The 17477-nt window shown below is 67.0% G+C and carries 17 protein-coding genes and 1 tRNA gene; 9 read left to right on the top strand and 9 right to left on the bottom strand.

The window, feature by feature from the left end:
- Positions 1–108 precede the first annotated feature (108 nt).
- Positions 109–501 (top strand): peptide-methionine (R)-S-oxide reductase MsrB, encoded by a 393-nt coding sequence (gene msrB, locus ACP156_RS17890; protein ID WP_425052715.1) that lies wholly within the window; start codon positions 109–111, stop codon positions 499–501.
- Positions 502–551: 50 nt separating this feature from the next.
- On the opposite strand, the gene ACP156_RS17885 is transcribed toward msrB, so the two are convergent.
- Positions 552–1010: an outer membrane protein assembly factor BamE gene (locus ACP156_RS17885; protein WP_425052714.1), complete on the bottom strand. Its 459-nt coding sequence runs from the start codon at positions 1008–1010 to the stop codon at positions 552–554.
- Positions 1011–1096: 86 nt separating this feature from the next.
- Here ACP156_RS17885 and ACP156_RS17880 point away from each other — a divergent pair, with 86 nt between their 5' ends.
- A complete protein-coding gene (locus ACP156_RS17880) occupies positions 1097–1675 on the top strand; it encodes a YceD family protein (protein WP_425052713.1) in 579 nt (192 codons plus the stop codon).
- 65 nt (positions 1676–1740) lie between these two features.
- On the opposite strand, the gene ACP156_RS17875 is transcribed toward ACP156_RS17880, so the two are convergent.
- The gene (locus ACP156_RS17875; protein WP_425052712.1) at positions 1741–3672 is read right to left on the bottom strand and encodes an elongation factor G; all 1932 of its coding nucleotides are present in this window, start codon (positions 3670–3672) and stop codon (positions 1741–1743) included.
- A gap of 413 nt (positions 3673–4085) precedes the next feature.
- Between ACP156_RS17875 and rpmF the strand changes: the two genes are divergently transcribed.
- The 7 genes from rpmF to ACP156_RS17840 all read left to right on the top strand — a co-directional run bounded on the left by rpmF (position 4086) and on the right by ACP156_RS17840 (position 9166).
- Positions 4086–4292 carry a 50S ribosomal protein L32 gene (gene rpmF, locus ACP156_RS17870; protein WP_275633688.1) on the top strand — a complete coding sequence of 69 codons (207 nt, stop codon included), beginning with the start codon at positions 4086–4088 and terminating at the stop codon, positions 4290–4292.
- 24 nt (positions 4293–4316) lie between these two features.
- On the top strand, positions 4317–5432 hold the full coding sequence (plsX, locus tag ACP156_RS17865) for a phosphate acyltransferase PlsX (protein ID WP_425052711.1): 1116 nt from the start codon (positions 4317–4319) through the stop codon (positions 5430–5432).
- Positions 5429–6400, top strand: a complete 972-nt coding sequence (locus ACP156_RS17860; RefSeq protein WP_425052710.1) for a beta-ketoacyl-ACP synthase III — start codon at positions 5429–5431, stop codon at positions 6398–6400. Before plsX ends, ACP156_RS17860 begins: the two co-directional genes overlap by 4 nt.
- 98 nt (positions 6401–6498) lie before the next feature.
- The gene (gene ihfA, locus ACP156_RS17855) at positions 6499–6798 is read left to right on the top strand and encodes an integration host factor subunit alpha (RefSeq protein ID WP_425052709.1); all 300 of its coding nucleotides are present in this window, start codon (positions 6499–6501) and stop codon (positions 6796–6798) included.
- A gap of 12 nt (positions 6799–6810) precedes the next feature.
- Positions 6811–7884, top strand: coding sequence for a MerR family transcriptional regulator (locus tag ACP156_RS17850; RefSeq protein WP_425052708.1), 1074 nt, complete (start codon positions 6811–6813; stop codon positions 7882–7884).
- Positions 7885–7939: 55 nt separating this feature from the next.
- Positions 7940–8016: transfer RNA gene (locus ACP156_RS17845), tRNA-Pro, on the top strand.
- A gap of 55 nt (positions 8017–8071) precedes the next feature.
- Positions 8072–9166: a 2'-deoxycytidine 5'-triphosphate deaminase gene (locus ACP156_RS17840; RefSeq protein ID WP_425052707.1), complete on the top strand. Its 1095-nt coding sequence runs from the start codon at positions 8072–8074 to the stop codon at positions 9164–9166.
- A 197-nt stretch (positions 9167–9363) separates the two neighbouring features.
- Here ACP156_RS17840 and ACP156_RS17835 read toward each other — a convergent pair whose 3' ends face one another.
- The 7 genes from ACP156_RS17835 to argS form a co-directional block, all read right to left on the bottom strand.
- A complete protein-coding gene (locus ACP156_RS17835; protein ID WP_425052706.1) occupies positions 9364–11787 on the bottom strand; it encodes a methyl-accepting chemotaxis protein in 2424 nt (807 codons plus the stop codon).
- Between the two features lie 93 nt (positions 11788–11880).
- The gene (locus ACP156_RS17830; protein ID WP_425052705.1) at positions 11881–12108 is read right to left on the bottom strand and encodes a hypothetical protein; all 228 of its coding nucleotides are present in this window, start codon (positions 12106–12108) and stop codon (positions 11881–11883) included.
- Between the two features lie 12 nt (positions 12109–12120).
- A complete protein-coding gene (gene scpB / locus ACP156_RS17825; protein WP_425052860.1) occupies positions 12121–12729 on the bottom strand; it encodes an SMC-Scp complex subunit ScpB in 609 nt (202 codons plus the stop codon).
- An 88-nt stretch (positions 12730–12817) separates the two neighbouring features.
- On the bottom strand, positions 12818–13615 hold the full coding sequence (locus ACP156_RS17820) for a segregation and condensation protein A (protein ID WP_425052704.1): 798 nt from the start codon (positions 13613–13615) through the stop codon (positions 12818–12820).
- Positions 13608–14618 carry a beta-N-acetylhexosaminidase gene (gene nagZ / locus ACP156_RS17815; protein WP_425052703.1) on the bottom strand — a complete coding sequence of 337 codons (1011 nt, stop codon included), beginning with the start codon at positions 14616–14618 and terminating at the stop codon, positions 13608–13610. The genes ACP156_RS17820 and nagZ overlap by 8 nt, the downstream gene beginning before the upstream one ends.
- Positions 14618–15610 carry an SPOR domain-containing protein gene (locus ACP156_RS17810; RefSeq protein WP_425052702.1) on the bottom strand — a complete coding sequence of 331 codons (993 nt, stop codon included), beginning with the start codon at positions 15608–15610 and terminating at the stop codon, positions 14618–14620. The genes nagZ and ACP156_RS17810 overlap by 1 nt, the downstream gene beginning before the upstream one ends.
- Before the next feature lie 90 nt (positions 15611–15700).
- On the bottom strand, positions 15701–17419 hold the full coding sequence (argS, locus tag ACP156_RS17805; RefSeq protein WP_425052701.1) for an arginine--tRNA ligase: 1719 nt from the start codon (positions 17417–17419) through the stop codon (positions 15701–15703).
- Positions 17420–17477 lie beyond the last annotated feature (58 nt).

The raw sequence follows: 17477 nt of genomic DNA, 5'->3' as shown, positions 1-17477 counted from the left end.
GGCGGCGTTCCGAACTTGGAATGCCGCCACGGCATATTACCTATGGTTTCGCAACCGCGTACACACAAGATGTGACACTCATCTGACGAATGCCGAGAGGAAGCGTAAATGGACAAGGTCATCAAGACCGATGCGGAATGGCGCGAACAGCTTGACGATCTGACCTTCAAGGTCACCCGCAAGCACGGAACCGAACGCGCCTTCACCCACGACGATTTCCCGAAACAGCCGGGCACCTTCCGCTGCACCTGCTGCGGCGCGCCCCTGTTCGATCAGGCGCACAAGTTCGACAGCGGCACCGGCTGGCCGTCGTTCTGGCAGCCGGTGGACGGCGAACAGGTCGGCGAAAGCGTCGACCGAAGCTGGTTCATGAAACGGACCGAGGTCCACTGCAACCGCTGCGACGCGCATCTGGGCCACGTGTTCCCGGACGGGCCGCAGCCCACCGGCCTGCGCTATTGCATCAATGGCGTCGCGCTGGAATTCGAACCGGAAGACTGAGACATCGGGACCCGGCGCGCGGTGCGTCGGGTCCTGTTCTTGTCAGAGACTTACTGCCCGAGAAGCTGGTCGGCGGTGAAGTTGCCGAAGCTGCCGAACAGCTGACGCAGGAACGAGATGCCCTTGATGTTGCTGTCGGTCACGCGGCGCGAGATGGTGATGTTGCGGCCCTCGTCGATGCCGAAGCGCTCGACGTTCTCGACCACGCCCGCGCCGTCGAAGCTGATCGCGACGACTTCGCGGGCGATCTCGCGCTGTTCACGGAAGCCGTAGGCGCGGAACTTGGATTTCACATAGTACCAGCCGCCGACGTCGAGAATGCCAGACGCCGAGGGACGGCCAACGACCTCGGCCACCGTCTCGCGGGTGTCGACGCCGACGATGACCTGATTCAGCACGTCGTCCGTCGGCACATAGCCATGCGTGCGGTCGATGTTGGAACAGGCGGCGAGCAGGCCAAGAAGCCCCGCCACAAGCGTCAGCCGGAAACCGGCGGTGATCCTGCCCATTGCAACCCTCACGTCTCTGGCCTCTCGTCGGCCGATGGTTCCGGCCTCTTGTCTCGGGCCTGCCGAACTTTTACGTCGCTTAGCAGATGGAACGCAAAGGGTTCAAGCTTATGGAAGAGCGCGACACGCCGACGAAGATCCGCCTTGCCGCGCTTCGCAGCGGCGGCACGCATGAATTTCGGCTGGAACCGGATGCCGACGCGCGGGCGGCGATTGCCGACGAACTGGAACTGGTGGCGCTGAAGAAGCTGCGCCTGCAGGGCAAGCTGATCCCCGAGGGCAAAAGCGACTGGCGGCTCGAGGCGATGCTGGGCGCCACCGTGGTGCAGCCCTGCGTGGCGACGCTGGCGCCGGTGACCACGCGGATCGACGCCGAAGTCGACCGCACCTACCTTGCCGAGCCGCCGGAAGTACCGGAAGCGGAAGAGCTCGAAATCCCCGAGGACGACACGATCGAGCCGTTGCCCGCCGTGCTGGACCTGCAGGATCTGCTGATCGAGGCGCTGGCGCTGAACCTGCCGCTGTACCCCCGCGCCGAGGGCGCGGAGCCGGTGGAAGAGACCTTCGCGGAGGACGGCGTCGAACCGATCCGCGAGGAAGAGACCAAGCCGTTCGCGGGGCTCGCCGCCTTGCGCGACAAGATGAAGGACGACGGCGAGGCCTAGGGGGCGCTGCCCCCGCGCGCTGCGCGCGCTCCCCCGGGATATTTCAGGACCAAAGAAGCCCGAGGTCAGGCGTCCGCCTCTGCCCGTTCGGCGCGGACCTTTTCGGCGGCCTTGCCGTGGATCTCTTCGTAGTGGTCAAACTGGCTTTCGTACCACGCGGTGCCGTGCGTCAGCCCCGCCAGCGCACGGAACAACTCGTCCTCCGAGGGCTGTGGGATCAGGGCGCGGAACACGTCCCAGCCGCGGGCGGTGGGGTGCGGGTCGAAGCCCAGCACCTGCCCCTTCAGCGAGGACACCTGCGCCACCAGCGCGCCGGTATAGACCGACGGCACGTGGATATCGATCCGGTGCATCGGTTGCAAAAGCACCGGCGCGCAATCCCTCAGCGCCTGCCGCAGCCCCATCTGTCCCGCGGTGCGGAACGCGTAGTCCGAACTGTCGACCGCGTGGTGCTTGCCGTCGGTCAGCGTCACCGCAAGGTCGATGACGCGAAAGCCCAGCGGCCCCTCGGTCAGCGCCTCTTCGCATCCCGACTGCACCGCCGGGATGTAGTTGCGCGGCACCGCGCCGCCCTTCACGGTTTCGTCGAACACGAAGCCCTCGCCGCGCGGCTGGGGGCGAATGGTCATCTGGATGTCGGCGAACTGCCCCGCCCCGCCCGACTGTTTGCGGTGGCGGTAATGCGTTTCGCCCGGCCGCGAGATCGTCTCGCGGTAGGATCCGGCGGGCGTGCCGGCCTCGACCTCGATGTCGAACTCCGCCGCCAAAAGCTCGGACAGCCGCCGCAGGTGCATCGGGCCCTGCAGGTGGACCAGCGCGTGACCGCTTTCGGCATCCTGCGACAGCCGCATGCCGGGATCGACCGCCGCGATTCGCGACAGCGCGCCGGACAGCCGCGCCTCGTCGCGGGCATTCGCGGGCGTCAGCAGGCGTGCCATCGCGGGGACCGGTCCAGCGGCCCAGTCGGGCACCGGCTGTGCGCCGCCGCCGGTGTAGACCGTGCCCGGCGCGACGTGGTCGGACTTCACCGCCAGCGCCAGCCCGCCGGGTTCGAGCGCGCCGTCCAGCGCCTTGCCGTCCGGCGCTGTCAATGTGCCCAGCGTGCCGCCGCCCAGCGACGCGCCCGGCGCCAGCCCGCCGCCGAGGTCGCGCAGCAGCACCGACTTGCCGACGTGACGCCGGTTGTCGCCCCAGACCGCGATCACCGCGTCGGGCGCCACCCGCAGCCGCGCCGCCACCGCCTCGGGGTCGGCCGATTCGTGGCGCAGGTCCTTCATCAGCCGGGTGACCCCGTTCGCATGGGCCGCCGCGCCAAGGAACACCGGCAGGATATCGTTGCGCTTGTGCATGTCGGCGACCATGGCGAACACGCTTTCGGGCGCGGGCACCCGGTCTTCGATCAGCTGTTCGAGCAGCGCGTCGTCATAGTCCGCGAGGTTCTCCAGCAGTTCGGTGCGCGCCTCCTGCTCGCGGGCGCGGATCGCCTCGGGCATCTCGACCAGCGCCGAGGGCTTGCCTTCGCGATATTCCCACGCGCGCTCCGAGATCAGGTCGACCGCGCCAGTGATCTCTCCGTCCGAGCGGATCGGCACCTGCCGCAGCACCAGAAGATGCGCGGCATAGGTCTGCAGGGCCGCCACGGTGTCGCGCACCCGTCCCTCGAAGCCGTCCATGTGGTTGATGAAAAGAGAGGCGGGAACGCCCGCCTCTTCCACAAGTCTCAAGTAGGGGGCCGCCAGCGGCGCCGCCTCCGGATGGGGCGGCACCACAAGGACCGCGTGGTCCGAGGCCGCCAGCGCATGACCCGCCGCCGCAAGGTTGTCGGTGCCCCCCGCCACGTCGAAGGCGCCCCATGCCTCGCCCAGAAAATCGAAACATCGCAGGCCCAGCCTATCGCCGAAGGCGGTGGCGCGCGCCCGGTCCTCGAGCGCGCCAAGCGCCTCTGTCAGCGTGGTCTTTCCCGATTGCGATGGTCCGAGCACCGTGAAGCAGCGCATGTCCGTCCTCCTCCGTTCGTCCTAGTTCGACTGGCCGGGCGCGCGCGTTTCGGCGCGGCCTCTGCCCGATGACCGGATCCGGACTGCCTGCGGACCTGCCTTTCGCCCCGGGGGGTGTGCGGATGTACCGCCGCATCGCCCACGGGGGCGTGCATCGTATCGTCGGACGCCCGGGGCCGCCGCGTCAAGAGCCTTGCGCCGCCGGCCCTTGAAACATGGCGCGGAGCGGCGTATGTGGCGGGCTTCCGGGCCCTTCGCGGGGGTCGGAAGACGGGACGGAAAAACAGCTTGCACGATTGAAGAATCGCAGTATGTTCCGGCCCTCGCTGACACATTCGGGCCAAGGGGTGTTCGACCCCGCCCTTTCCTATCCACCAAAGGGCGCTTGGCCCGCCGCAAACCGAGGTTGAGACATGGCTGTCCCTCAGAATAAAGTTACCAAGTCGCGCCGCAACATGCGCCGTTCGCACGACTCGCTGGAAGGTTCGAACCCCAACGAGTGCCCGAACTGTGGCGAACTGAAGCGTCCGCACCACGTGTGCCCGTCCTGCGGCCACTATGCCGACCGTGAAGTGGTCGCCATGGCCGACGAGATCGAGCTGGACGAAGACGCGGCGTAAGCCGGTACAAGACGCGGTGACGAGATGGGCGTAGCAGACAGCAAACCGCCCCGGTCGACTGCGGGTTCCGGCCGTATCGTGATATCCGTAGACGCCATGGGCGGCGACCGGGGACCGGCCGCCGTCATTGGCGGTTGTGCCATGTCGGCGTCGAAAAACCCCGACATCGGTTTCATCCTGCACGGCCGCCGCGACGAGCTTGAGCCGCTGCTCGCCCGCCGCGCGCAGCTAAAGGACCGGTGCGAGATCCGCGATGCCGAGGGCGTCGTGACGATGGACGCAAAGCCCAGCCACGTGATGCGCAAGGGCAAGGACACCTCGATGTGGAACGCCATCGAGGCGGTCCGCTCGGGAGAGGCGCAGGCCTGTGTCTCTTGCGGCAACACCGGCGCGCTGATGGCGGTGTCGATGGTGCGCCTGCGCAAGCTGGACGGGGTGAACCGCCCCGCCATCGCCTGCCTCTGGCCCTCGCGGAACCCCGGCGGCTTCAACATGATGCTGGACGTGGGCGCCGATGTGCGCGCCGACGAGGACGATCTGCTGCAATACGCGCTGATGGGCGCCAGCTATGCCCGCAACGGCCTTGGGCTGGAACGCCCCCGCATCGGCCTGCTGAACGTCGGCACCGAAGAGCACAAGGGCCGGGCCGAGTTGAAGGTCGCCAACGAGATGCTGGAGCAGCGGCAGGCGCTGGGAAGCTACGACTACGTCGGCTTCGTCGAGGGTGGCGACATCCCGTCCGACCGCGTCGACGTGATCGTGACCGACGGGTTCACCGGCAATGTCGCGCTGAAGACCGGCGAGGGCACCGCCGGGCTGATCCGCGACTTCCTCGGCGAAGCCTTCAAGGCGACCCCCCTGTCCCGAATCGCGGCGCTTCTGGCGATGACCTCGCTGCGCCGCCTGTCCAAGCGGATCGACCCGCGCCGGGTCAACGGCGGGGTGTTCCTTGGGCTGAACGGCACGGTCGTCAAAAGCCACGGATCGGCGGACGCCACCGGCGTCTCGGCGGCGATCAAGCTGGCCTTCAAACTGGCCCAGTCCGGGTTCAACCAGCGGCTGGCCGAGCGCCTTGCATCCGCCGCCCTGCCGGGCAATGATCCGGCGAGCAGAGAAGCTGGAAACGGTAACATAGAATGATAACACGCGCCGTTGTCCGTGGGGTCGGCCACTATTTGCCCGACCGCATTGTCGAAAACGCCGAGTTCGAGAAGACGCTGGATACCTCTGACGAGTGGATCCGGTCACGCTCGGGGATCGAGCGGCGGCACTTCGCGGCCGAAGGCCAGACCACGTCCGATCTTGCCCTGCGCGCGGCCCGCGCCGCGCTGGACAACGCCGGGATGACCGCCGCCGATATCGACGCGATCATCCTTGCGACCTCGACCGCCGACCTGACCTTTCCCTCGGCCGCCACGATGGTGCAGGCCGCGCTGGAGATGGAGGGCGGCTTCGCCTTCGACGTGCAGGCCGTCTGCGCCGGTTTCGTCTTTGCGCTGGCAAACGCCAACGCGATGATCATGTCGGGCCAGGCAAAGCGCGTCATGGTGATCGGGGCCGAGACCTTCTCGCGCATCCTCGACTGGGAAGACCGCGGCACCTGCGTGCTGTTCGGTGACGGCGCCGGTGCGCTGGTGCTGGAGGCGCAAGAGGGCGAAGGAACGGCCGGCGACCGCGGCGTGCTGGCCGCCGACCTGAATTCCGACGGCCGCCATCGCGACATCCTGTATGTCGACGGCGGCGTGTCGACCCAAAGCACCGGCCACCTGCGCATGCGCGGTAAGGAAGTTTTCCGCCACGCGGTCGAAAAGCTGGCCGCCACCGCCGATGCGGCGTTGAAAAAGGCAGGACTGGACCACGCCGATGTCGACTGGGTCGTGCCGCATCAGGCCAACCTGCGCATCATCAAGGCCACCGCCCAGAAGCTGGACGTGCCGATGGAAAAGGTCGTGGTGACGGTGCAGGACCACGGCAATACCTCGGCGGCATCGATTCCCCTTGCCCTGTCGGTGGGGGTCCAACGCAGCCAGATCAAGCCCGGCGACCTTGTCGTGACCGAGGCAATTGGCGGCGGACTGGCCTGGGGCGCCGTCGTCCTGCGCTGGTAGCGAACAAAGTTCCGCCTTAACCGCTTGCTGCAAGCTGTTGATGTTGACTTTGAAAATCTCCCACCCCTATCCTTGGTTAATTCCAAGGGGGAGTTTGGATGAGTAAGACATTGACGCGCATGGACCTGAGCGAAGCTGTGTTTCGCGAGGTGGGGCTGTCCCGCAATGAATCCGCGCAGCTGGTCGAGTCGGTCCTGAACCACATGTCCGACGCGCTCGTCCGCGGCGAGACGGTGAAGATCTCGTCCTTCGGCACCTTCTCGGTGCGCGACAAGGCGGCCCGCGTGGGCCGCAACCCCAAGACCGGCGAGGAGGTTCCGATCCTGCCCCGCCGCGTGCTGACCTTCCGTCCCTCGCACCTGATGAAGGACCGGGTCGCTGCGGGGAACAAGCCCTAACAGGACACTTCCATGGACAAGTCCCCCGACGCCTTCCGTACCATCAGCGAGGTGGCCGACTGGCTCGGCACGCCTACGCATGTGCTGCGCTTCTGGGAAAGCCGCTTTACGCAGGTGAAGCCGGTCAAACGCGCCGGTGGCCGCCGGTATTACCGCCCTGCCGACATGGCGCTTTTGGGTGGCATCAAGAAGCTGTTGCACGATGACGGCCTGACCATCCGCGGGGTTCAGAAGATTCTGCGGGAACAGGGCGTCAAGCACGTGGCGGCCCTGTCGAAACCGATCGACGGCGGTGCGGATCTTGAGATCGAGGTCGGCATCGCGCAGGACGGCGCCCCGGCAGCCGGTGACGTGGTTGACGCGGAACTGGAGCGTCGCGAGCCGCCGCAGATCATCCGGCAAAGCCATACCGAGACGCCCGCACCAGAGCCTGCGGCGCCCGCACCTGTCGCCTCTGCGCCCATGGCCCAGCCGGAAGAACCGGTTGCGCCGGCGCCGGTCGACGAAAGCTATAACCCGTTTGCGCAATCGACTGACGAGGCGGCGACCGAAGATGCGCCGCAGCCGGAGACCGCAGACGACACTCCGGCGCCGGAAATCGCCGCATCGCCGGATGGGGCGGAGCCGGCTTTTGCAGAGCCCGCGCCTGAGGTGACCGATCCGGCGCCTGTGCCCGACGCGGCGGCAAGTGCCGAGCCGGAGGCGGATACGCAGGACGCCGCACCTCAGACGATGGTCGAACAGCCTTACGACTATTCCCACGGCGAGATGCACCCGGGCGAAACGCCGACCGGCGTGCCGGAAATCTCTGCCGATGACGGCGTCGCGGATATCGAGACGCCGGAACCGGCAGCAGAGCCGGCGGCAGAACCTTTGCCCGAACAGGCGGAAGATCCGGCCCCTGCCCCGCGCAGCCTGCCCGAAATGACCCCGATGCCCGAGGGACCGACCCTGTCGGAGGACGTTCTTGCCCGCCTGCGGCGGTCGCCTGTGGTGGACCGTCACGCGGTGCGCCCGGTCTACGAACGGCTGGCCGAATTGCGCGGGCGCATGACGGCGGGGCAAGCCGGGGGGCATTCCGGCTGAGCGGCGAAATCGGCTCTTGCCCCTCCCGGCAAAAACGGTATGAAGGGCGCCACGTCGGGCTATGGCGCAGTCTGGTAGCGCGTCCGTCTGGGGGACGGAAGGTCGTAGGTTCAAGTCCTGCTAGCCCGACCAACACAACACCCGCCCGCGGAGTTTCACCGCGGGCGTTGTCGTATCCGGGGGGACGATGAGCGACGCGTTGACCGGCACCGGCGTGCTTCCCAGCCAACAGATAGAAGCGATGGTCGCCTCTGGCGCGATTGCGGCGGACGTGCCCGTGGATGCGGCCCAGATCCAGCCCGCTTCGCTTGATCTTCGTTTGGGCACAGTGGCTTACCGCGTACGCGCCTCGTTCCTTGCGGGGTCCGGCGCGAAGGTCGCGGACCGGGTGTCCGAGTTCGAGATGCACCGCGTCGACCTGAGCAACGGCGCCGTTCTGGAAAAGGGCTGCGTCTATGTCGTGCCGCTGATGGAACGGCTTCGGCTGCCCGCCGGCGTGCAGGCGGTGGCGAACGCCAAAAGCTCGACCGGGCGGCTGGACCTGCTGACCCGGACGATCACCGACGGCGGCACCGAATTCGACCGGATTGCCGAAGGCTATGACGGCCCGCTTTATGCCGAGATCTGCCCCCGCTCTTTCTCGGTCCTCGTGCGGCCGGGCATGCGCCTGAACCAGGTGCGGTTCCGCGCGGGTCAGGCGGTGCTGGACGACGCGGCGCTGCGCGACCTGCACGACGCCGTGACGCTGGTGAACGGCCCCGCGGTCATCGACAACGGGCTGGGTTTCTCGGTCGATCTTCAGCCCGAAGAAACCGACCTTGTCGGCTACCGCGCAAAGCCGCACACCGGCGTGATCGACCTGGATCGGATCGGCGGCTACCGGCCCGCCGACTATTGGGAAGAAGTGCGCACGACGGAAGGGCGCATCATCCTCGACCCGGGCGCGTTCTACATCCTCGTCAGTCGCGAAGCGGTGCATATCCCGCCCGAACACGCCGCCGAGATGGCGCCCTATCTGGCGATGGTGGGCGAGTTCCGCGTCCACTATGCCGGGTTCTTCGATCCGGGCTTCGGCCATTCCGAAGTCGGCGGCGCCGGATCGCGCGGGGTGCTGGAAGTGCGCTGCCACGAGGCGCCCTTCGTGCTGGAACACGGCCAGATCGTCGGTCGGCTGGTCTATGAACGGATGGCCGAGCGGCCCGCGCAACTGTACGGCGCGGGCATCGCCTCGAACTACCAGGGCCAGGGCCTGAAGCTGTCGAAGCATTTCGCGGCGCCCTGAGCGCGGCGTGTTGCGGCTGGCGGCCTTCACACAGTAAGCCGACCGCGAAGCGACGTGCCCATCGGCGTAAGCGCGGCCCCCGCCCCGAGCGCAGCCCTTTGCCCGCATCCTGAACGTCCGATCAACCGCCCGGCGCGCGCCGGCTTCAGTCCATCGCGGCGTCGCGCGCATGCAGGGCTGTGCCGCATCCCGCCGCACTAGGCGCTTTGCCGCATTGGCGCGTCGTCCATTGTGCCCCAGACCTCGGGCTCGCGCGAGGCGTTGCGGGTGCGGAAGGACGTGCCTTGCGAGATCAAATCGTCGGTACGCTTGCGAAGCTGCGCGACCGAGGCGGTGGTTTCCTCGAACATGGCGGCGTTCTGCTGCGTCGCGTGGTCGAGATCGTTGACCGCGCGGTTGATCTCTTCCAGGCTCGCCGCCTGCTCTCGCGTGCTGTCGGCCACCGAGACGACGATCTCCGACACCTTGCCGATGCGGTCCACCACGCTTTGAATGCTCTCGCCCGCCTGGTTCACCTTGCCCGACCCTTCGGCGATCTCGCTTTCGCTGGTGTGGATCAGCTTCGAGATTTCCTGCGCCGCGTCAGCGGACCGTTGCGCCAGCGCGCGGACCTCGGACGCGACCACGGCAAAGCCCCGGCCGGATTCGCCCGCGCGCGCGGCCTCGACCCCTGCGTTCAGCGCCAATAGGTTGGTCTGGAACGAGATTTCCTCGATCAGCGACGTCACTTTCGAGATCTCCGCCGACGCGCCGACGATGCGTTCCATCGCGCGCACAGATTCTCCGACCACCTCGCCGCCGTGGGTCGCAAGCTGCGATACCTCGTGTACGAGGTTCCGCGCCTCGTCCGCGTTGGCGGCCACGCCGCTGACCTGCTGGGTCATCGCGACGATGGCGGCGGCGGATTCTTCCAGCGTCGCGGCCTGGCTTTCCGTTCTGCGCGACAGGTCGTCGGCAGAACTGTCGATCGAATGCACCTCGGTCTGGACGTGCTGCGACGTGGCGACCACGCCCTCGATCAGGTCCGAGATGCGTGTCAGCGCGTCGGTGAGCCCTTCTTGCAGGCCCGCGAGCGCGCCGGAATAGGTGCCCGCCATGGTCACCGACAGATCGCCCCGGGCCATCGCGCCGGCGACCGTTCCGATGTCGGTCACCGCCCCGTCGAACAGGCCCATCAGCCGGTTGACCCCATCGGCCAGCGCCGACAATTCCGGGTCATCGAAGCTTTCTTCGATACGGCAGTGAAAGTCGCCTTCGACCGCCGCCTCGACCACCGCGCGAACCGCCTTCTGCATCCGGTCCTGCGCGGCGCGGGCCGCCTGCTGCTGTTCTTCCGCCTGCCGCGCGATGGTGGCCTTTTCCTGCACTTCGGCCAGCAGCGCCTTTTGCTGTTCCGCCGCCTCTTCCGCCGCGGCGGACTGGCGTTCCTGCTCGGCCAGCAGATCCTTCGTGCGCATCATGCTCTGGCGGAACACCTCGGACGCGCGGGCGATGGCGCCGATTTCGTTGTCGCTTTCCAGCACGGCAAGGTCGACGGTGTCGTCACCCTGCGTCAGCCGCATGATGCCGTCCGCCACTGCTTCTGCCGGTTGAACCGCGCCGCGCCGCAGGGCGACATGGGCCACGACAACGATGGCCAGCGCGATCACCGTGGAAAGCACCAGCCCGATGGTGATGTACAGCATGCCGTCCGCCAGCTTGGTGCCGATTTCGGCCTCCAGCGCGACAGCTTCGATCAGCAGGCCGCGTTCCAGCGCGTCCAGCGCAGCGGCGGCGGGAGCGTCGGAGATTTGCAGGGACGCGTCCAACGCTGACGGCGGCAGGCCCGCCGCCCATCCTTCCGCCACGACCGGCAAGGCGCCGGCGTAGACGTCGATCGTCGCCGCCACCGTGGCAAGCGCGGCGGTCTCTTCGTCCGACAGATCTAGACTGCCAAAGGCCGCAACCGCCGCGCGGGCGCGGGCGATGGCGTCTTCCGCACCAGTCCGGGCGGTATCTGCGCCACGAAGCACGAAGTTCTTGAAATGATGGATCACTCCGCCATATCCGAGCGCCGCGCGCAGTTGCGTCAGACTACCGGCGCGGGACGCAGCGCCGTCTTGTTCAAGCCGGTCCATCAGCGACGACAGCGCGGCAAGGGCGGCGGTATCGTCGACCGCGACCGCCGCGTCGACGGTCGCCGCCTGCTGCCCCATCGCGTTCATCTGGAAAGCCAGCGCCGCGAAGGTTCCATAGGTCTCGACCGTCTCGGCGATCGTGGCCAGGTCCTGCTGCGCCTTTTCATCGTTCAGAAGCAATGCCAGTTCGCCCAGTTCCGCGAGTATCGCATCCGCATGCCGCTGCACGCTGTCCACGCGAGTGGGGTCGCCGCGCAGGACCAGATCCTTGAAATCATGGATCATTCCGTCGAAGCCCAGCTTGGCGGATATGGCGTCCAGCAACAGCCGCCTGCGGTCCGCGCTTTCGGCATACTGATCCCACGCCGCCTGCGTCTTCTTCAGCGAGGCCACGTTCCAGATCATGTTCGCCGCCATCGTGCCGCCAAGCACGACAACCGACACCACGATGATCCGGGCCAGATTGCGAAGGGTGATATTCCTGAGGTTCAGTTTTCCGGGCATGCGTCCACCTTGGGCGAGAAGACCTTGCCCCTTCGCATAAGCGCGAAAGACTAATGGTCCGCTAAGGTGAACCGCCTCTGCGGCAGAAAGCGGTCAGAACTTCCCGAGCCGCCGCACCACGCGCATGCCCTGCCGTGCGCGGCGAGAGGCGTCGCGGCCCTGCTTTTCGTTTCGCTTCGCCGCGTCCGGGTTCTTCGGCGTATCGGGCGCATTGCGTTGCTGGCGGGCGTCCAGCATGTCGAAGCCCTTGTTCATGCCCCGGCTGATGGATTTGCGCAGGAACATCCGGAAGATCATGTTGATGATCTGGTTGGTATTCACCGTGTCGCCTTCCTATTCGAACATTTCGCCCTGATCGGTATCGGGCACGCCCTCGTCGTCGTCCGGCTCGCTTTCGCCTGCCGCCAGCGGCCCCATCGGCGGACGGCTTTCCAGCAGTCCGGCCTCGCGCAGTTCCTTGAGCCCCGGCAGATCGCGGGCGTTCTCGAGCCCGAAGTGATCGAGAAACTCTTCCGTCACTACATATGTAACGGGTCGGCCCGGAGTCATCCTTCGGCGGCCAAACCTTATCCACTCCAGCTCTAATAGCTGGTCTACGGTACCTCTGGACACGGATACGCCACGAATTTCCTCGATCTCGGCCCGTGTGACCGGCTGGTGATAGGCGACGATGGCCAGCGTCTCGATCGCGGCGCGTGACAGTTTGCGGGTCTCGACGGTTTCCTTCTGCATCAGGAACCCGAGATCCGGCGCCGTCCTTAGCGCCCAAGCGTCACCGACACGGACAAGGTGGACACCCCTGCCCTCGTATCGCTTGCGCAGATGCACCAGCGCCTCGGCGGCATCAGAGCCATGCGGCATGCGCGAGTTCAATTCGTTCACCGACACCGGCTCGGACGAGGCGAACAGGATGGCCTCGACCATGCGTTCCTGTTCGCCCATGGGCGGCGCCTCGAACAGGCTGCGTTCCTGTTCCTCGGGGCCGTCCGCCGCCTCGGTCGCCACGTCGGGGCCGGTTTCCAGCTCGTCCTCAGCCATCCGGACGCTCCCTGCGGCGCAGCTGGATCGGCGCATAGGTTTCGGACTGGCGTATCTCCATGTGTCCCTCTTTCACCAGCTGGAGCGAGGCCGCGAAGGTCGCCGCCGTCGCCGAGCGGCGCATCGCCGGGTCGGTCTCCCACCCGTCGGGGAGATAGGACAGCAGGTCCGTCCAGTCTCCGGCGAAGCCGATCAGCGGGCGCATCCGCTCCAGCGCCTGTTCCATCGTCAGCACCCTGTCGCGATCCATCACGAAGGGGCGGAATTCGTCCTTGGTCCGGATGCGGGCATAGGCCTGCATCAGGTCGAGCAGCGTCGCGGTGTACTCGATCCGCCGCACGCGCTCTTGCTTCTCGGGAACGCCACGCACGAAGAAGTCGCGGCCCTTCTGGTCGCGGCCCATCAGGCGGGCGGCACAGTCGCGCATCGCCTGAAGCCGTTCCAGCTGGAACGCAAGATGCGCGGCCAGTTCCTCGCCCGACGGTCCCTCTTCGGTGGGGTCGGGCGGCAGCAGCAGGCGAGACTTCAGAAACGCCAGCCACGCGGCCATCACAAGGTAATCGGCGGCAAGTTCGATCCGCAGATCACGGGCCTTGCGGATGAAGGCAAGGTACTGTTCGGACAGTTGCAGGACAGAGACCTTGCGCAGGTCGACCTTCTGGGTACGCGACAGCGTCAGCAGCAGGTCGAGCGGTCCCTCGAACCCGTCCACGTCAACGATCAGCGCCTCCGCTGCGCGGCGCGCCTCGACGCTGGTGACGTTGTCGTATGCGGTGTCGTCCTCAGCCATGCACCTTGCCGCCCAGAAGCGTCTCAAGTTCTGCTTCTGCGTCGGCAATGTCAATGGAATCGGGCTTTGTGCGGGCGTCCAGCGCCGCCTTGGCGCGGGTTGCCGCCTGTCCTTCAAGCGGGCCCGCGGCGGCCACGACCTGCTGCATCTCGTCCATGTGGCCGTTGCAGTGCAGGACAATGTCACAGCCCGCCGCACGCGACGCCGCCGCACGGTCGCCGGGGCCGCCGGACAGCGCCTCCATCGACAGGTCGTCGGACATAAGCAGGCCGTCGAAGCCAAGCTCTTGCCGGATCAGCGAGATCACGGCGGCAGAGGTGGTGGCGGGGTTCTGGTCGTCGATCGCCTCGAACACGATATGGGCGGACATCCCCATGGGCAGGTCCGCCAGCGCGGCGAAGGGGGCGAAATCGACAGCGCGCAGCACCTCGAGCGGCTCGGACACGACCGGCAGCGACAGATGGCTGTCCACCAGCGCGCGACCGTGGCCCGGCATATGCTTCATCACCGGCAGCACACCGCCAGCCATCAGGCCCTTCGCGGCGGCACGGCCAACGGCGGCGACCGTTTCGGGGTCCTCGCCATAGCAGCGGTTGCGCAGGATGGCGTGGGTGTCGGGGCGCGCGATGTCCAGACAGGGGGTGCAGTTCACGTCGATGCCGATGGCCAGAAGCTCGGACGCGATGATGCGAGAGCGCAGTTCCATCGCGCGGGCGGCCCTGGCGCCGGCCTTTTCGGTCTGGTCGAGAGGCGGCAGCCACTGGCGCCAGTGCGGCGGGGTCATGCGCTGGACGCGGCCGCCCTCCTGGTCGATCAGGACCGGCACGTCGCGGCCTACCGCATCGCGCAGGCCCGAGGTCAGCCGCAGCACCTGATCCGGCGTCTGGATGTTCCGCGCGAACAGGATGAAGCCCCACGGCTGCGCCTCGGCAAAGAAGCGGCGCTCGTCGGGCGTCAGGCGGGGACCGTCGCAGCCAAGAATGGCCGCCGTGCGGGCGGTCATCAGCGGGCCACCACCGGGATGCAGGCCTGTCCCTCGGCCACGAAGGCGGCGCAGAAACGGCGCGCGTCCGAGATGTCGGCGAAGTTCATCGCGCGCAGACGGTAGAAGGTCTTGCCGCCCGACAGCGCCTTCTCGATCACGCGGCGCTTGTTGGTTAGGAAATCGGTGAACTGGGCGTCCATCTTGTCCCACGCGGCGCGCGCCTCTTCCGGGCTGGCGAAGGCGCCGAACTGCACAAGACGGGTGCCGACCTCGACCTCGGACCCGTCAAGCTCGGTCGTGTCGAAATCCGGGGCGGCGGTGGGCGTCACGTTCCTCAGCACGGCGGCGGCAACGGCCTCGGCCACGGCATCTTCGCCCGCGTCGTCGCTGGCGGCTGCCGCGGTGACAGAGGCCGGACGGGCGACCGGGAGCGGGCTGACGGAGACGCCGGCGACGCTGGCCGGGATGGTCTCGATCAGCGGGCGAAGCGGTTCATCGACCTCGCCCAGCGGCGCGACGCCGTCGGTCAGTTCATCGACCATCGCCGTCATGTCGGTTGCGGCATCGTCAGGATTGCCGTCCTCGGGATCGTCGGCGGGCGCTTCGGCCATCAGATCGAGCTCAGCCTCTTCGGGCGCGGGCGCTGCGGCGGCCTCGCCCGGACCGGGGGTGTCCTCGTTCGACAGGCTCAGCGGCGGCGGCGCCAGCACCAGCCGGTCGGCCGGGCCTTCGGCCACGCCCTCGGCGGCCACGTTGTTCACCGCAAGTCCTTGATGTTCGGCCTGTTCCCCGCCGGGATCGTCCGGAGCGACCCGCATCGGGCCCTCCAGCGCGCGCACCACGGGAACCCCCGAGACGTCACGCACCGCAAGCTGATAGCCCCACACGCCCAAGCCGCCGATCAACGCGACCGACATCAGGGCGCCGGTCCAGTTGAACACCGCGCCGAAAATGCTTGGTACGGATACGGCTTCGGGTTCCGGGCTGTCGCCCAGGTACAAATCCGCCATGTCTGCCTCACTGCCCCTGTCGCGCTTCGCGGCGCGTCGGGTTTTCTTGCCTGCTTCAGGACCCGTGATCGGACGTGGCGCGCCTGTTTATCAGCGCATTTCCTCGACCGGGGTCACGCCAAGAATACCAAGGCCGGACGAAATAACAACGCCAACGGCTCGCGGCAGCGCAATTTTTTCAGCTTTTGCCTGATCTTCCTGCAGGAACCGCAACTCTGTCTTCTCGTTGCCCTTGTTCCAGAGCGAGTGGAAGTCAGACGCGAGTTCGTAAAGATAGAAGGCGATCCGGTGCGGTTCGTTTGTCCGCGCGGCGATTTCCACAAGGCGCGGCCACTCGGCCAGCTTCTTCGCCACCGCGATCTCGGCCTCGTCCTCCAGCGTCGGCGTGTCGGTCAGCTCGAGCCCCTGCTCGGCCGCCTTCCGCAGCACGGAATGGATCCGAGCGTTCGCGTATTGGACATAAAACACCGGATTGTCCTTGGATTGCTCAAGGACTTTGTCGAAATCGAAGTCCAGCGGCGCGTCGTTCTTCCGCGTCAGCATGACAAAGCGGGTCACGTCCGGGCCGACCTGATCCACCACGTCACGCAAGGTGACGAAGTTGCCGGCCCGCTTCGACATCTTGAACGGCTCGCCATTCTTGAACAGCCGCACAAGCTGGGTCAGCTTGATGTCCAGCGGCACCCGGTTTTCCGACAGCGCCGCGACGGCGGCCTTCATCCGCTTGACGTAGCCACCGTGATCGGCGCCGAACACGTCGATCAGCAGATCGTAGCCCCGGCTCACCTTGTCGTAGTGATAGGCGATATCGGGGGCGAAATAGGTCCAGGCGCCGTCCGATTTCTTGATCGGGCGGTCCACGTCGTCGCCGTAGTCGGTCGACTTGAACAGCGTTTGCTCGCGCGGCTCCCAGTCTTCCGGCACCTTGCCCTTCGGCGGCTCCAGCGTGCCGCGATAGATCAGGCCCTTGCCGTCGAGATCGGCGATCGCCGCCTCGATCCGGCCGGTGCCATACAGCGACTTCTCGGAAAAGAAGCTGTCCATCCTGACGCCCAGCTGGGCCAGATCCTCGCGGATCATGTCCATCATCGCGTCAGTAGCGAAGTTGCGGACCTCTTCCAGCCAGTACTGTTCGCCCTTGTCGAGAAGGCTGTCGCCGTACTTCTCTTTCAGCGCCTCGCCGACCGGGATCAGGTACTCGCCGGGATACAGACCCTCGGCGATCTCGGGCGCATGGCCGCAGGCCTCGCGATACCGCTCGAAGGCGGACCGGGCCAGCACGTCCACCTGCGCGCCGCCGTCGTTGATGTAGTATTCCCGCGTCACGTCATAGCCGGCGTAATCCAGCAGGCTCGCCAGAGCGTCACCGAACACGGCGCCCCGCGTGTGGCCCACGTGCAGCGGGCCAGTGGGGTTGGCCGAGACGTATTCGACGTTGACCTTCTTCCCCTGCCCCAGCGCGGACCGGCCATAGGCCTCACCCGATGCCAGCACACCCTCGACCAGCCCGGTCCAGACGCCTTCCGCCAGACGCAGGTTCAGGAAGCCCGGCCCAGCGACCTCGGCGGTCTCGATCCGGTCGTCGGCGGCCAGCTTGGCGGCCAGCGCCTCGGCGATGTCACGCGGTTTCGCCTGCGCGGGCTTGGCCAGCACCATCGCGGCATTCGTCGCCATGTCGCCATGCAAGGCATCGCGCGGCGGCTCTACCGCCACGTTCGAGAAATCGAGCCCCTCGGGCAGCGCGCCCTCGGCGGTCATCGCCGTCAGGCTGTCCACCACCAGCGCACGGATATCGGAGAACAGGTTCATCTTGGCTTCCTTCTGCACCGGCGCGGTTTAACATGCTGCCGTGCCGCGTCAACGCGGC

Source organism: Psychromarinibacter sp. S121, assembly GCF_049801035.1.
Taxonomy (GTDB): Bacteria; Pseudomonadota; Alphaproteobacteria; order Rhodobacterales; family Rhodobacteraceae; genus Psychromarinibacter.
Note: the sequence above shows the minus strand (reverse complement) of the source record. Positions and strands in the feature narration are given on the sequence as shown.

What these genes read in the sequence shown, in the direction of transcription:
- msrB (WP_425052715.1), top strand. Translation starts at nt 109, where the DNA reads ATGGACAAGGTCATCAAGACCGATGCGGAATGGCGCGAACAGCTTGAC.
- ACP156_RS17885 (WP_425052714.1), bottom strand. Translation starts at nt 1,010, where the DNA reads ATGGGCAGGATCACCGCCGGTTTCCGGCTGACGCTTGTGGCGGGGCTT.
- ACP156_RS17880 (WP_425052713.1), top strand. Translation starts at nt 1,097, where the DNA reads ATGGAACGCAAAGGGTTCAAGCTTATGGAAGAGCGCGACACGCCGACG.
- ACP156_RS17875 (WP_425052712.1), bottom strand. Translation starts at nt 3,672, where the DNA reads ATGCGCTGCTTCACGGTGCTCGGACCATCGCAATCGGGAAAGACCACG.
- rpmF (WP_275633688.1), top strand. Translation starts at nt 4,086, where the DNA reads ATGGCTGTCCCTCAGAATAAAGTTACCAAGTCGCGCCGCAACATGCGC.
- plsX (WP_425052711.1), top strand. Translation starts at nt 4,317, where the DNA reads ATGGGCGTAGCAGACAGCAAACCGCCCCGGTCGACTGCGGGTTCCGGC.
- ACP156_RS17860 (WP_425052710.1), top strand. Translation starts at nt 5,429, where the DNA reads ATGATAACACGCGCCGTTGTCCGTGGGGTCGGCCACTATTTGCCCGAC.
- ihfA (WP_425052709.1), top strand. Translation starts at nt 6,499, where the DNA reads ATGAGTAAGACATTGACGCGCATGGACCTGAGCGAAGCTGTGTTTCGC.
- ACP156_RS17850 (WP_425052708.1), top strand. Translation starts at nt 6,811, where the DNA reads ATGGACAAGTCCCCCGACGCCTTCCGTACCATCAGCGAGGTGGCCGAC.
- ACP156_RS17840 (WP_425052707.1), top strand. Translation starts at nt 8,072, where the DNA reads ATGAGCGACGCGTTGACCGGCACCGGCGTGCTTCCCAGCCAACAGATA.
- ACP156_RS17835 (WP_425052706.1), bottom strand. Translation starts at nt 11,787, where the DNA reads ATGCCCGGAAAACTGAACCTCAGGAATATCACCCTTCGCAATCTGGCC.
- scpB (WP_425052860.1), bottom strand. Translation starts at nt 12,729, where the DNA reads ATGGGCGAACAGGAACGCATGGTCGAGGCCATCCTGTTCGCCTCGTCC.
- ACP156_RS17820 (WP_425052704.1), bottom strand. Translation starts at nt 13,615, where the DNA reads ATGGCTGAGGACGACACCGCATACGACAACGTCACCAGCGTCGAGGCG.
- nagZ (WP_425052703.1), bottom strand. Translation starts at nt 14,618, where the DNA reads ATGACCGCCCGCACGGCGGCCATTCTTGGCTGCGACGGTCCCCGCCTG.
- ACP156_RS17810 (WP_425052702.1), bottom strand. Translation starts at nt 15,610, where the DNA reads ATGGCGGATTTGTACCTGGGCGACAGCCCGGAACCCGAAGCCGTATCC.
- argS (WP_425052701.1), bottom strand. Translation starts at nt 17,419, where the DNA reads ATGAACCTGTTCTCCGATATCCGTGCGCTGGTGGTGGACAGCCTGACG.